This window comes from Psychrobacter sp. D2 (assembly GCF_013608135.1).
GTDB lineage: Bacteria > Pseudomonadota > Gammaproteobacteria > Pseudomonadales > Moraxellaceae > Psychrobacter > Psychrobacter cryohalolentis.
This window is the reverse complement of sequence record NZ_JACDXZ010000002.1, coordinates 34,101-49,518: the sequence shown is the minus strand read 5'-3', so window position 1 is coordinate 49,518 and position 15,418 is coordinate 34,101. Positions and strand designations below refer to the sequence as shown.

12 protein-coding genes are annotated in these 15,418 nt (G+C 41.9%); 4 read left to right on the top strand and 8 right to left on the bottom strand.

What is annotated here, in order from left to right:
• Positions 1-82: 82 nt before the first annotated feature.
• The 5 genes from H0262_RS02865 to H0262_RS02845 form a co-directional block, all read right to left on the bottom strand.
• Entirely contained in the window at positions 83-907 is an 825-nt protein-coding gene (locus tag H0262_RS02865; protein ID WP_181209626.1) for a hypothetical protein, read from the bottom strand.
• 237 nt (positions 908-1,144) lie between these two features.
• Positions 1,145-1,636, bottom strand: a complete 492-nt coding sequence (locus H0262_RS02860; protein WP_011514466.1) for a hypothetical protein — start codon at positions 1,634-1,636, stop codon at positions 1,145-1,147.
• A gap of 75 nt (positions 1,637-1,711) precedes the next feature.
• The gene (rph, locus tag H0262_RS02855) at positions 1,712-2,428 is read right to left on the bottom strand and encodes a ribonuclease PH (protein ID WP_011514467.1); all 717 of its coding nucleotides are present in this window, start codon (positions 2,426-2,428) and stop codon (positions 1,712-1,714) included.
• Positions 2,429-2,664: 236 nt separating this feature from the next.
• Positions 2,665-4,449 (bottom strand): AMP-binding protein, encoded by a 1,785-nt coding sequence (locus H0262_RS02850; protein WP_181209625.1) that lies wholly within the window; start codon positions 4,447-4,449, stop codon positions 2,665-2,667.
• Positions 4,450-5,006: 557 nt separating this feature from the next.
• On the bottom strand, positions 5,007-6,734 hold the full coding sequence (locus H0262_RS02845) for an AMP-binding protein (RefSeq protein WP_133104795.1): 1,728 nt from the start codon (positions 6,732-6,734) through the stop codon (positions 5,007-5,009).
• A gap of 706 nt (positions 6,735-7,440) precedes the next feature.
• Between H0262_RS02845 and parC the strand changes: the two genes are divergently transcribed.
• The 3 genes from parC (at position 7,441) to H0262_RS02830 (ending at position 11,492) form a co-directional block, all read left to right on the top strand.
• A complete protein-coding gene (parC, locus tag H0262_RS02840; RefSeq protein WP_181209624.1) occupies positions 7,441-9,756 on the top strand; it encodes a DNA topoisomerase IV subunit A in 2,316 nt (771 codons plus the stop codon).
• A gap of 116 nt (positions 9,757-9,872) precedes the next feature.
• Positions 9,873-10,634 (top strand): hypothetical protein, encoded by a 762-nt coding sequence (locus H0262_RS02835; protein WP_181209623.1) that lies wholly within the window; start codon positions 9,873-9,875, stop codon positions 10,632-10,634.
• A gap of 60 nt (positions 10,635-10,694) precedes the next feature.
• Positions 10,695-11,492 carry a Cof-type HAD-IIB family hydrolase gene (locus H0262_RS02830; protein WP_181209622.1) on the top strand — a complete coding sequence of 266 codons (798 nt, stop codon included), beginning with the start codon at positions 10,695-10,697 and terminating at the stop codon, positions 11,490-11,492.
• 84 nt (positions 11,493-11,576) lie between these two features.
• On the opposite strand, the gene H0262_RS02825 is transcribed toward H0262_RS02830, so the two are convergent.
• Both H0262_RS02825 and H0262_RS02820 read right to left on the bottom strand, forming a co-directional pair.
• Positions 11,577-11,840, bottom strand: a complete 264-nt coding sequence (locus H0262_RS02825; RefSeq protein ID WP_149409397.1) for a hypothetical protein — start codon at positions 11,838-11,840, stop codon at positions 11,577-11,579.
• Positions 11,841-11,891: 51 nt separating this feature from the next.
• Positions 11,892-12,683, bottom strand: a complete 792-nt coding sequence (locus tag H0262_RS02820) for a 3-oxoacyl-ACP reductase (RefSeq protein WP_181209621.1) — start codon at positions 12,681-12,683, stop codon at positions 11,892-11,894.
• A gap of 265 nt (positions 12,684-12,948) precedes the next feature.
• On the opposite strand from H0262_RS02820, the gene H0262_RS02815 reads away from it, so the two are divergent.
• Positions 12,949-14,073 carry a PotD/PotF family extracellular solute-binding protein gene (locus H0262_RS02815; protein WP_181209620.1) on the top strand — a complete coding sequence of 375 codons (1,125 nt, stop codon included), beginning with the start codon at positions 12,949-12,951 and terminating at the stop codon, positions 14,071-14,073.
• A gap of 91 nt (positions 14,074-14,164) precedes the next feature.
• Here H0262_RS02815 and H0262_RS02810 read toward each other — a convergent pair whose 3' ends face one another.
• Positions 14,165-15,376, bottom strand: coding sequence for an FUSC family protein (locus tag H0262_RS02810; protein ID WP_181209619.1), 1,212 nt, complete (start codon positions 15,374-15,376; stop codon positions 14,165-14,167).
• Between the last annotated feature and the right edge of the window lie 42 nt (positions 15,377-15,418).

Below are 15,418 nucleotides of genomic sequence, written 5' to 3'. Positions count from 1 at the left end.
GCTTAATAAAAAAGCGTCCCTCACTTGATGAAGTGAGGGACGCTTTTTTATGTTTGAATAAACTAGATTAAGAAGGTCTATATTAAACGTTCGGGCGCATAATTTGATAGACATTGCTCAAATCATAAACACGATAGCGCGCAGGCTCACGGCGGCTTTCACCAGCATAGCTTAATATCAGCGCTTGCTTTGCTTGCTCATCAACCCAGCCGACAAACAATCCGCTGTGCTCGACACCGTTATAACCATGATTGATATAGTAGAGCCAGTCACCAACTTCGATTTCACCACTATTGGCATAAGGACCTTGACCATAGGTGCCTTTATGGATGGTATCGCGCGTCACCCCTGCTCGTTTAAATACTGCATTCAGATAATCCCAGCAGCCGCCTTGAATAATCGTACGCTCGTTCAGCGCCATTTTACGGGCAGTGCTAATTACTTCACGGGCAGCCAGACTACTTTGCGTTTCGGCATTGCTGAGTAACGGTAGATACTCGCTATCAACATTGTCATAGTTGCCTGATAAAAATGCGGGCAGAACTGTTGATGCTTGGCGTTGTACTTCAGGATAGCGATAATTAGTTTGGTTGTTGCTAACATAAGCATTTTGGTTAGAGTAGGTTTTATTAGCATAGCTACTATTAGAATAACTTGGTTGTGTATTACTTGTATTTAAACGATAACTATTAGAAGTACCAGCACGTTGGATAGTGGATCGCGTACTGATTTTAGCAGCAGGGATAGCGGGGTACGATGGTGTATAGCGGGCGCTATAATCAGTTAGAGAAGATTTTTGAGCAATCAAGCTGCTCATACTATCGGCGTGAACTTGACCGACTGCACCGAGAGTAAGTAATAATGCACTGCACGACGTTGTGATTGACCAAATGGACAAACGCGACATGACTAGCTCCTTGTCAATATAGTATCAATAACCATAGTAGCGATAACCGTATTCATTATAAGTATGATGAGATTTTTTCAATCTTACTTATAAACCATTTGGACAGGATTCTGCAAGCCTTATCACGCTTAAATAAACGATAAAAGGTATAAATATAAGGATAAGCGGTGCACAAACGAGGCAAGATGAGCGGGTTAAAAAACTTTAACATTAAAAAAACCTTTAATAATAAAGGTCTTAATCGCTGCTCATTTTGATATTAACATGACGTTTGGTCAGTGTTTGACCTTGTAGAATGGCTTTGGTAGCAGTGGCTTCTTGGATATTATCAAAGCCACTAATACAATATTTACGTCTAGAGTCGCCATCAGTAATCTCTAATTGCTCGCCTACTAGACTTATCATATCGCTGTCAGTTAGCTGAATAGGCATACGCTTGCCTTGGTTGTCATGTACCAGCTCACCAGCACGCACCCATAAGATGCCGCTACTAATATTACCTGCTGTCGCTTTTTTATGCTGTTGGCGCTGCCGATTAAAAAAGAAGCTACCGATAATTAGCAGTGCAAGCGCACCAATTGACCATCGTACCGGCAACAGACTCATTGCCAGCGCGACGCATACTGCACCTACCAATAACGCCGCACCAAACCAAAACAGCCCATTGTCTAATGCTTGGGGCTGTCCTTGTAAGGTAATTTTGGCGCCGTCATCAGTCAGCTTAAGCATGCACGTTTACCTATAGAAAAGCAGTGAAAGTATTATAAAAATATCAATAGTAAGCCGTATTGCGGTCTTATATGACTACCAACCTAAGGCGGTTTTTTGCATAGCAATCAGCTCAGCGATACCTTTTTCGGCTAGAATAAGCATATCGTCAGCTTGAGCACGAGTAAATGGCTTTTCTTCCGCCGTCCCTTGTAGCTCAATGAACTCGCCTTTTTGGGTCATCACCACGTTCAAATCCGTATCACAGCTGGCATCTTCTTCGTAGTTTAAATCTAAGTACGCTTTACCATCTTTCATACCAACAGAAACGGCAGCAACCAAACCAATCAATGGATCCGCTTTTAGTTTCTTAGTTTTTTGAATGCTCTCTAAGGCATCGATAAGGGCAATCGCGGCACCGGTCACACTAGCAGTACGAGTACCACCATCCGCTTGTAAGACATCACAATCTAGGTAAATGGTATTTTCACCAAGCTTACTCAAATCAATCATGGCGCGTAAACTACGGCCGATTAAACGCTGAATTTCTTGAGTACGACCTGATTGCTTACCGCGAGCCGCTTCACGTTGATTACGAGTATTGGTCGCGCGTGGCAACATGCCATACTCAGCCGTGATCCAGCCTTTGCCTTTGCCCTTGAGCCAACGCGGTACGCCAGACTCTACACTTGCGGTGCACAGTACTTTGGTGTCGCCAAAGCTGACCAATACTGACCCTTCAGCATGCTTAGTGTAATGGCGCTCAAAGCTGATTGAGCGAAGTTGATTAAGCTCACGGTTGTCAATACGCATAAAATTCCCTAGTACGAAGTTGTAAAAGCAGTGTTATAAAATAAGAGGTTTAGATTTAAATTTATGGTTATGTGGTTAGCCAATCAGTATTTCCAGCAAATTTATTTATTAAAATAAATGACAGCTGAATGCTCTAGCAGGGCTAAATGTTAGGTTATCCTAACGTGACAACGGTGCAATAGCAAGATTCACACAAGCTATCGCACCGCTGTCTTGATTAAAAATAGCTGTAAAAGTTATTCTAAACCTTCCATCTTACGCAATTCTTTACGCAGGATTTTGCCCACGTTTGATTTTGGTAATTCGTCAACGAATTGAATATGACGTGGACGCTTATAGCCGGTCAGTTGTTTTTTGCCAAAATCAAGCAGCTCTTGCTCGGTCACATTACCTTTTTTGACCACATACAGCTTTGGGTCTTCGCCGCGATCATCATTTGGAATCCCGATCGCGCCGCACTCTACTATCCCTGGATGCTCGCTCATGGCTTCTTCGATTTCATTTGGATAGACATTAAAACCAGAAACCAAAATCATGTCTTTTTTGCGGTCAACAATTTTGATAAAGCCTTTTTCGTCCATAATGCCGATATCGCCTGTTTTAAGATGACCACTGGCAGTAAAGCTTTCAGCCGTTTCTTCAGGACGGTTTTGATAGCCAATCATGACTTGTGGACCTTTGACACAGATTTCACCACGCTCACCGATAGCCACCATGTTTTCATCATCGTCAATCAAAATGACATCGGTACTAGGGGCAGGGATACCAATCTTCCCGGTAAATTCAGCAATAGTCATTGGGTTAAAGGCAACTACTGGTGAGGTTTCAGACAAGCCATAGCCTTCAACGATAGGCAGACCAGTGATTTTATGCCACTCTTTTGCCACACTTGGTAGTACCGACATACCGCCACCGATAGAGGCTTTTAAACTAGAGAAATCCAAATCTGCAAAACTTTCTTTATGTACCAAGCCGTTAAACAAAGTATTTACTGCAGGGATAAAGGCCGGTTTATATTTGCCCATCTCTTTAATCAAACCATCAAGATCACGCGGATTTGGAATCAGCAAACCAGCACAACCTTGGTACATGCTATACATCCCGCAAACCATAAACGAGAACACATGGTATAGCGGTAGTGCGGTCAAAAGCACATCAGTAGCGTCTATATCCTCTTCAAAAGCGCTGTCCATGAGCGCGCTAATCTGTAACATATTGGCGATTAAGTTACCATGAGACAGCATCGCACCCTTAGCTACCCCAGTCGTACCACCGGTATATTGCAATAATGCCACATCGCTTAAGTTCAAATCAGGACGCTTATATTTGCTAGCTGATACGGCACTTAATGCCTGCTTAAAGCTCGTGCTCTCTGGCAAACGATACGCGGGAATCATTTTTTTGACATGGCGGGCGACCAGATTGACCACGGGTCCTTTGATCGTACCTAACATATCGCCAATTTTACAGACGATGACATGCTTCACTTGACCCTTATCTTGCGCATCTTGATAAGTTTTTGCAAAGTTTTCGACGATGAATAATGCTTTGGTGCCACTGTCATGCAGCTGATGCGATAACTCGCGGCTGGTATACAAAGGATTGACATTGACCAGCACCATACCTGCGCGAATGATACCCAAAGCCACCACAGGATACTGCAAGATATTGGGCATCATGACACCGACTTTATCACCCTTTACGAGCCCTAATGACTGTAAATAACTGGCAATTTGACGACTGTATAAATCCAATTGCTTAAAGGTAATAGAAGCACCCATGCAGATATAGGCGGTTTTCTGTCCATAACGGCTGAAATTACGCTCGAACACATCAAGTAAAGAGGTACTGTCATCTGGCATCTCAATGGTAGCATTAATGCCATAGCGCTCATAAGCACTTAACCATGGACTGTCACTCGCTATCGTCGGCATAGTAGGAAACGCGTTAGTTCCAGCCTTTGATTGAGTATTGTTCGCAGCTTTATGGTCTGTCATCTCTTTATTGATATTATCAGTCATAATTTTCCTTAAATGTGGCCGTTAAAATATAGAATATGTCTAATTAAATCACCGTGGTCATTAGTCACTCATTTGCAAAATCAAAAACTTGTGAATAAGAAGTCTTTTCGCTCATAAGCAAACAGATCTTATCATTCACAAATCTTTTAAATCAAAATTATCACCTTCACACTCCACTCTATTATTTACTATAAAACCGTTAAAGCTAACACAGCTACAGTGCTTTATAGTGATCATTCTGTGAAAGCTCTGGGCTAAAAAATCTACACTTTTATCGTTAAGTGCAAAAAATATCGATACGGACTATATCAGCTTTATGGAGAATTCTCTATGAATACCACCAAATCATAATAGGAAAACAAAAAAATGATAAGGCCCTATATAAGCGACCTTATCATCATTGATAACCATCTTTTACAACAATATATCATAGCTATTTTTACTGGCTGTTTCTACTAACTGCCACATCAACTATTAAGCGGTTTTCATCCCTGCTTCTTACTAATAGATAAAGATGAACGCAGATGAAAAGCGCTTTGAACTTGATGGTAAATATTCTAACCGTGGTTCTTTTCTTCAAGTACGCGTAGATCTTTATGTAAAATCTTACCGACGTTCGATTTTGGCAACTCATCGATGAACTCAACGTAACGCGGACGCTTATAACCGGTTAGGTTTTCTTTGCTATAGGCAAGCACTTCTTCTTTCGTCAAGCTGTCATCACTACGCACCACATAAATCTTCGGTACTTCGCCACTTTTTTCGTCTTCGACACCGATGACACCACATTCCAAAATCTTTGGATGGGCTGACATCACATCTTCTACTTCGTTTGGATACACGTTAAAGCCTGATACCAAAATCATGTTTTTCTTACGATCAACGATTTTAAAATAGCCTTCTTCGTCCATTACACCGATATCACCGGTACGGAAATAACCGTCAGACGTCATGACTTCAGCCGTAGCATCATCACGTTTCCAGTAGCCTTTCATCACTTGCGGACCACGAACACAAATCTCACCGCGCTCACCAAGGGCTACTTCATTGCCTTCTTCATCCAAGATAGCCATGTCAGTCGCTGGCATCGGCAGACCGATATTGCCTGAGAATTCGCCATTACCCTGTGGGTTTGCAGACGCAACCGGAGAAGTCTCTGACAGACCATAACCTTGTACAATCACGTTACCAGTAATTTTTTGCCATTTCTCAGCAGTATCTTTTAGAACCGCCATGCCACCGCCCATAGACATCTCAAGCTTGCTATGATCTAAGGCTTTAAATACCTCACTGTTCGCCAATGCATTAAACAGGGTATTAACTGCTGGGAAAAATGCAGGTGGGTAATCTTTATAAGCCTTGATTAAGCTTGCACCATCACGTGGATTCGGTACCAGTAGACCGATACAGCCGCGATATAAGCCGAACATGCCACAAACGGTAAATGAGAAGATATGATACAGCGGCAATGCCGTCATGATAACGGGTTGCTCAGCCATACCGTCAAATTTATCGAAAGCGTCACCAAGATAGGTATCACACTGAATCAGGTTGGCAACTAAGTTGCCATGGGTAAGCATCGCGCCTTTGGCCACACCTGTAGTACCACCGGTATATTGCAGAACAGCAATATCATCAAGGCAGATATTATCTGGACGTTTATAATTTTTCGCCGGAAAGCGATTCAGTGCCGTTTTAAAGTTAGTGCTGCTTTTAAGGTTATAATCAGGTACCAGTTTTTTCACATGGCGCACGACCATATTGACAATAAAGCCTTTCAACGGGCTCATCAAGTCGCCCATCGAGGTTACGACGACATGGTCAACCAAGTCTTTACCAATCTCTTCATAGGTTTTGGCAAAGTTCTCTAAAATAAATAAGGCTTTGGTATCAGAGTCTGTTAGCTGATGCTCAAGCTCTTTTGAAGTATAAAGCGGATTGACGTTGACCAAGGTCATACCCGCACGCAGCACACCCAATACTGCAACTGGTAGCTGCAAAATATTTGGCATCATAACGCCAACTTTATCGCCTTTTTTCAGCCCAAGTGACTGCAAGTAGGCAGCAATTTGTTTGCTATAGCGATCTAAATCTTCGTAGGAAAGCTTGACGTCCATACACACAAACGCTGTTTTACCAGCATGTTTAACAAAATTCCGTTCAAATATATCGATTAAAGAAGTATTAGCGGCTGGCATATCAATATCATATTGAATACCAAGCTTTTCATAAGTTTTTACCCATACTTTATCGTTACGACGGATCTGGTTACCTTGATTTTCCATAATCTTACTTCTCCTAATAAATAATGCGCTACTGTAAACCCATAATTATCACAATGTGATAAACGTACAAAAACTCGGTGTGCAAGCTCACCACAGTGATGGCAAGCAAGGCTGGCGGTGCAAAGATATTGTGATGAGTCAACAATTTAGCGGTAAATAGCCCTTTATTGTTTAACATACACACTTTATACAAACTACTCAATACAAAAAAATGCTACTTGAGTTCGTAAAGTAACTTGACGGTCAATATTTACATTTATATCAGTGAGTTAATTAGGATTTTTAGGAATTAACCCACTTTTTGTTGATAAGTATTTATTATCTATTCTTAGATAGAATCCATTAAAATCTGGAAGTGACATTGAGCAAAACGATAAGTGCTTAGCCTGTACACCGCTTGCCTGCATCGATTTTATGATTATGAGCATTATTAAGGCTATATGGGTGAAAACGTTAATGTGATAAGTAAGAGGATAAGAAAAAGTAACATGAACGACACTCATCTTATTTTTTAAAAACTATCGACCAAAACATTACAGGATCATCATGCTTAATAAGACCATTAGCTTAAGCACGTCATGCACTGTCGTTTATACTGAGTAGTGGCTTTTTAATTGCACCAATATCCTTTAGGATAGCACTATCCTATTTGCACGATTGCACCGATTTTTTATACCTATTAAAACTGATAAGTGAACCCTATTTTATGTCCGATGTTATCGATCACACGCTTGACCCAATCCTTGCAAATGAACCAATGGATACGCGCTCAGTGGCAGAGTTCGCTGAGCAAGCCTATCTTAATTATGCCATGTACGTCATCATGGATCGGGCGCTGCCAAATATTGCTGATGGTCTAAAGCCTGTCCAGCGCCGTATTGTTTATGCCATGAGCGAGCTTGGGCTAAAATCGACAGCGAAGGCGAAAAAATCTGCGCGTACAGTCGGTGACGTATTGGGTAAATATCATCCGCATGGCGACAGCGCTTGTTATGAAGCCATGGTACTGATGGCACAGCCTTTCAGCTATCGCTATCCGCTGATCACTGGTCAAGGTAACTGGGGTAGCCCTGATGACCCCAAGTCCTTTGCCGCCATGCGTTATACCGAAGCCAAAATGTCTGCTTATGCCAATACCTTGCTTGCGGAACTTGGTCAAGGTACTGTTGATTGGCAAGATAACTTCGATGGTACGATGTTGGAGCCAACCACCCTACCTGCCCGCCTGCCCAATATTTTATTAAATGGCACAACTGGTATCGCCGTCGGTATGGCAACGGATATTCCGCCGCATAACCTGAATGAGGTGGTACGCGCGGCGATTCGTCTACTCAAAAACCCTGAGCTGTCGGTTAAGCAGCTTACGCAGTCAATACCAGCGCCTGATTTGCCAACCCCAGCTGAGATCATCACCAGCAAAAAAGACTTGCAAGCGATGTATGAGACTGGACGTGGCAGCTATAAAATGCGGGCGACCTTTCATATTGACCCGAAAGAGAAAAATCTTGTTATCATCAATGCCCTTCCTTACCAAGTCTCAGGCAATAAAATTCAAGAGCAAATCGCCAAGCTGATGACCGATAAGAAGCTGCCTTGGATTGTTGATATTCATGATGAGTCAGATCACGAAAATGCCTGCCGTATCGTCTTAGAGCTAAAATCTACCCGCGTCGACGTGCAGCGCGTCATGAGTCATCTATTTGCCAGCACTGACCTTGAAAGCAATTACCGCGTCAATATGAATATGATTGGCCTAAATGGTAAACCGCAGGTCAAAAACCTCAAAGAAATCCTTGAAGAATGGCTCATCTGTCGCCGCTCAGTGGTCACGCGCCGCTTGCAATATCGCCTCGATAAAATTGATAAGCGCTTACATATCCTCGCAGGTTTGCTGATTGCTTATCTGAATATCGATGAAGTTATTCGCATCATTCGTGAAGAAGAAGACCCAAAATTATCATTAATGCAAGATTATGACCTGACTGAGATACAAGCCAATGCTATCTTGGATATTCGTTTGCGTCAGTTAGCTAAACTCGAAGAGATTGAGCTGCGCCGCGAGCAAGATGATCTCGCTGCTGAACGCGCCATCATTCAAGAATACTTAGACAATCCAGATAGCCTGACCAATCTAATGATTGATGAGCTCACCGCCGACATGAAAGAACACGGCAACGAGCGCGTATCGCAATTGGCAGAACGCGAAGAAGCGCAAGCGCTCAAAGAATCTGACCTCGTACCAAGCGAGCCTGTCACCGCTATCCTATCGAAAGCCGGCTGGATACGCGCGGCTAAAGGTCATGACGTCGATGCTGCTGGCATGGCTTATCGCTCAGGTGACAGCTACCAAGCCCACGTTCGCGCTAAATCTAATGAGAAGATCTACGTGCTCGATAGTACCGGACGCAGCTATAGTATCGATGCGCATAGCCTCGCTTCTGCTCGTGGTCAAGGTGATCCGCTGACCAGCGTCTTAAAACCGCCAGCAGGGGCAACTTTTGAGCAATTACTAACCGGCGACAATGACCAGCGTATTATTTTAGCCAGCTCGCAAGGCTATGGTTTTATTAACACCATTGGTAATCTAGATAGCAATCAAAAAGCCGGTAAAAATATTATCAATCTAGCGGTTAATAGCCGTCTGTTACCTATCGCACGTATTGATGCTCAAGCTAATTTGATGGTAGGCGCTGAGAATAATGGCATCCCTGCTAGCGAAAATAGCTCTACTCTCGATCATATCGCTGTGGTCACCAATGCTGGCTATTTATTGATATTTGCGCTTGATGATTTGCCTGAACAGGCTCGCGGCAAGGGTAATAAGATGATTAACCTAAAAGGTGATGAGGAAGTGCTTACCATCACGCCACTCAGTAAGCAGGACAGCTTAGTCATTACTGCTGGCAAGCGTCATGTGACCTTAAAGCCAATGGACTTAGCAAACTATACTGCTAAACGTGGCAGTCGTGGTGGTCAGCTACCAAGGGGCTTTCAGAATGTGACGAGTGTTGAGGTTGGTTGAGTAATTATATGTTCATCAACTTTTTAATTCTAAATAGCTAACTTTAGTATATATCTATAATTTTTAACTACCTAAATCTAATGTGTGATCTAAATTAATTATTTAAGGAATTACGTATGGCGAATGACTGTTTTGTAGTAATGGCTATTAGCGAACAAAAAATTGGAGAGCATCACATCAGTTCTGAAAAACTGAAGTCAAAATATGAAAACTTGATAAAAAAAGCTGTGCTAGAAGCTAGACCTAATATTGAAATAATAAGAGCAGATGAAGTAAATGATCAAGGCACAATAACTACTGACATTCTTACAAGATTACTTTTTTCTGACTTTGTAATAGTAGATATTACTTATCCAAATCCTAACGTTTATTACGAGTTAGGTATTAGACACTGTTGCAATTTGGGTACGATATTAATTAAAGATAAAGATGTTAATAGTCATGCACCGTTTGATGTATCTCATGAAAGATACATAGAATATAGTAATACAACAGAAGGTTTAAGTAGCTTAGTTGCTGGTTTGAAGGAAAAATTTGCATGGTATGACGCTAATCCAGCTAAACCTGATAATCATGTTTTAGTCCATGCGAAAACTAGTAAATTTAATTTTCCTCAATATGGTCACGAAAATGAAGTTATGAAAAAGCAAGAAGAAGGTATGAATGATATTATTCATGCCATTGTAGACTCCGAGCCTATGTTTAATGCATTAATGAAAATGATCGCATTACATTTAGGTGATCAAAACCCAATGGTAATAAGTGTACTAGATGCAGCAAAAGAAGATAAAGAAATGGTTTTCAAACTCATTTCAGGGTTTATGAAAATGGGTATTTTAAGTCCCCAAAAACTCATTGAGTCATTTACCAAAAATTAATAATTTTAATAAAAAATAATTATCTTGATTGTAGATAAAAATAGGACTTTCAAAGCCACTATGAATAATAAAACCCCCACCCCCAAAATCATATTTTTTGATATTGACGACACATTAAGTCGTAACGGCATTATCGCCGCGCACAATCAAGCAACGCTTGAAGCGCTCGCTAAGACTGATATTAAACTGGTGATTTCAACCGGACGATCCAAAGCGATATTGCCTGCGGATATCTTAGCGTTACTTGACGCTGATGTATTGGATGCCATTATCTGTATGAATGGACAATATAGCTTTAATAAAGAGGGCATGATTAGTCATTATCCATTAACCGATACGCAGACCAACAAGATTGTAATGCTATGCCAAAAAAGTGAACTCATCCACAAATTTGACTCCGCAACGCATATTGCATGGTCACATGAAAACGCGCGCCTGCGTGAATACAATGCGATAACGCCTAATTCTATCCTTGACCCAGATTATCATAAGGCAAATACGGTTTATCAATGCTCGGTATTCTTTAACACTCAAGAAGAGAAAATGCAGGAAGTTGACTTTGCCCAAGATGATTTAAAACTGGTGCATTGGCATCATATTGGCGCAGATATATTACCAATCGAGGCATCTAAAGCACGCGGTATCATCGATTTATGCCTGCATTACGATATTGACGCAAAGGATTGTATGGCATTTGGTGATGGGCTAAATGATTTAGAGATGTTTGATTTGGTCGGCTATGCGGTGGCAATGGGCGATGCAAAGCCTGAACTGATCGCGCGTGCGGATTTTGTCACTGGGACAATTGAAGAATATGGAATACAAGCGGTACTCGATCATTTGCATATAGCATCGTGACAGTGTGGGCTTGAATAGGGAGTTTAGTCAAGCAGATGAATGGTCTGCAAATAGGCAGACCATTCATCTGATCTATCACTACATTTAACTGCGTTTAAATACTAATCCATAAAGCCAACTACCTATTTTATAAAGTGCGACAGCGATCAAAACAAAGATCAATGCAGCGATTAAATAAGCCAAAAAAGTGGGTAAATTGGTCAACCAGCCAATAGTGAATGCCACGCCAAGATAAGCTTCCCATGGCCAGCTTAACAAGGACGTGTTCATACCATCATTGAAAAAAGCGATGATGGCGCACAGTCCTATAATAGCAGTAATAATGCCAGCGATTTTACGGTTCGTCATCTCGTCTCTCTTGTACAATCAAGTCAATTTATTTAGTCAATAATGCCATTATTAAGGCATCGTTAAACCGCCATCAACGGCAATAGATTGACCAGTAATAGCTGAGCTTAAGTCAGAAGCCATCAATAGTACTGAATTTGCAAAGTCGGCAACTGAGGTCGCTTGACGAAGTGGTGTCGTCGTTGCGATATAATCAAACACTTCTTCAGTGGTTAATTTACTAGCGTCAGTCGTTTTTAATAGTCCACCTGCCAGCAAGTTCACACGAATACCATATTGCCCAAGCTCCGCTGCTAGATTACGTGTTAGACCAATAAGCGCTGATTTTGCCGTCGTATAGTCGTAATAAGTGACGACCGGATTATAAACCAAGTTGGTTGAGATATTGATGATCTTACCCATCTGCTGAGTTTTCATTTGCGGTAATACCGCTTGTACTGTATTGACGGCACCTTGGACAATGCCGTCAATTTGCTGAGAAAAATGTGCCCATTTCACAGTCTCAATACTGGTGTAATCAGCACTCGGGTTAAACTGATAGCTCGGCAAGGCATTGTTGACCAATATATCAATACGCCCAAAACGTTCTATGACTGCCGCTGCCATTGCTTGCATTTGTGTTAAATCAGTTACATCCCCTTGATAAGTAAAAGCACGCCCGCCTTCTGCTTCGATATCAGCAACCACTTTTTCAGCCGCCTCTTTACTATGCAAATAATTCACGCAAACGCTCGCGCCTGCCGCTGCCATCTGCATGGCGATTTGAGCACCGAGACCACGACTGGCGCCTGTGACGATAGCAACTTTATCAGTAAGAAGTGCCGGAATAACGGTTTGAGCCATGATGTTGTATCCTTTATTATTATGTTATGGTTAGAGTATGACTATACTTAAAGAGCTTTGGCTAAAGACCAAGTCACGCTTATCATAGCATGATTGATTGCTATCATTTCATGAGCAGTACTCCTAGCATTGGCTAGTGCTGAACTCAGTTAAATCACTGCCCTATAAATTTCGACTTACCATGATCATAACCGTATAATGAATTAATTTTATGAAGGATCATGCGCCCGCTTTTCACCTTTTGCCCTAATTTAGGAGAGACATTTTGTCCCATTTATCTTCATCCAATTGGTCTACTCGCGCCTCTATCAAAATACTGCCTAAAGCATTGCTCTGTGCCGCCATCGGGCTCTCTATTACCAGCTGTAGCAAATCTGATAACACGCCTATCGATAGTTCTGCTACCAGCGATGTCACGTTGAACCTTTATAACTGGTCAGAGTATATGCCGCAAGAAATACTTGACGGCTTTACTGAAGAGACCGGTATCAAAGTCAATTACACCACCTTTGACTCTAATGAAGCCATGTATGCCAAGCTAAAGCTGCTTGATGATTCTAGCCAATACGACTTGGCGATTCCATCGACGTATTATGTCGAAAAAATGGCAAAAGAAGGTCTGCTACAAGAGCTTGATAAGTCTAAATTGAGCAATTTTAAAAACCTTGACACTTCTTTTACCAATACCAAGGTTGACCCAGAAAACAAATACTCGATTCCTTATATGTGGGGCAGCACTGGTCTTGCTATCAATGGCGAGACGATTGATCCAGCCACGGTCAATAGTTGGAATGACCTATGGCGTCCTGAGTATAAAGGTCAAGTGATGCTGATGAATGATATGCGCGAAGTGTTTGGCATGGCGCTATTAACCTTAGGCTACTCTGGCAACAGTAGAAATCCTGACGAAATTAAAGCCGCTTATGAGAAGCTCACGACCTTGATGCCGAATGTAAAAACCTTTAACTCAGATGCTTCACGTATGCCATATATGGAAGGTGAAACCAGCGTCGGTATGACGTGGAATGGGGAAGCTATCATCGCCAATAGTGAAGGTCTGACCAGTTTGGTGTATAAATACCCAACCGAAGGTGCGATATTATGGATGGACAATTTTGTCATTCCTAAAAACGCCACGCAAGTCGATGCAGCCCACAAGTTTATAGACTATCTGCTACGTCCTGAGAACTCCAAAATTGTTAGTGAAGAGATAGGTTATGCGTCGCCTAATAGTGCGGCACGTGAAATGATGCCAGATGACGTCAAAAATAATCCAACCATCTACCCTAGTAAAGACGTATTGGCAAAAGCTGAATTCCAAGAAGATGTTGGTGATGAAGCATTGCAGGTGTATCAACAGTATTGGGATAAGCTAAAAACCGGTCGTTAATCGTTGTTTATTAATGGCCGATTTTTGATAGCCGTTTTTAATAATTATGATTGTAAAAAAACGCTGACTTTATAGAGTCAGCGTTTTTTATTTATAAATGCAAATCTGTTTCACCGCCATGCTCCTCTATACGTCGTTGTTCACGGCGCTGGTAGCGCAGACCAGAAGCCGCAAACCACTGCGGCTTAGTCTCTTGTAATAAGTCACTGAGCTGCTGTAATTGCACTTGTAAAGTTTGTGTCAACCAAAAGTAGCCCTGCCATTCAAAGCCTAAATTTTCTACGCTTGGATATTCTGATAAGGTAATACGCGTAATAGGACGAAACACCTCATCACTTGGGCTACGCAACACTGCTGCCATATGTTGCATCACTTGGGTTAATTCGTGCTGATAATGTATGAGCAGGATATGATTATCCTCATCAATCTCGATACTGGCTAAGCGCGGTGCTGCCGTTAGCAGCAGATCAATCGTACCAATAATATTTCGGTGGGTACGTTGAATACTCTCAATTGTCTCTTCATCGATACCAGACTCGCTCGTTGTTGCTGCCAAATGGGGGCGTACCGCTAAGAGTCTTTTATTGATCTGCTGTAGCTCTATCACTAAGGCTTTGTTAACAGGTACGGCAAAGATTGTTGGATTGACGTACTGAACATCACCATCAATCAATTCTTCAGCAGTATCGATATGATTGCCTACCCTAGCATAAAGATTACTACAAGCATCGAGGTTACTAGCCAGTAAGAATCGCCACATCAATGTGGACTTCAATGGCAAAATCAATGTCGCTGCAACGGCAAGCCCTGTACCAAGTAAAATATTGAGGGCACGGTAGATACCATCTTGACCGATAGTGCTTTGACCCAGATCTGAGACAATCATCAACATGGTTATACCAGTCAATAACCCTGTGTAGCCAAGATTCCTAATCGCCAGATAGCCAATAATACCACTCATCAGTCCAATGATGACATAATCTACCCACAACCATGTCCCTACACCTTGACTAAACCATAAAATCCCAAGCGCAGTACCAATACCCAGTAACGTGCCAAGTACTCGCTCTTTAGCCTTAGTATAGATTGCACCTTGATACTGTAGCAATCCTAGAATAATAAAAACAGTGATAGTCGTCCATTCTCCATGTGGAAAATTGGTGACTTTATTGACTAATAAAGCGAGTATAACTGCCACGCCCAAACGTATAGCATGCAGCACATCAGCATGCTGATAGCGAGCGTATGGCTCTATCACAGGAGCGGTAAATCGTTGTAAAAAAGTCGGCTTCACGCAGCACATCTCTTATCATTAATGAGAATTAGAATTAAAAAAAGTATAAAA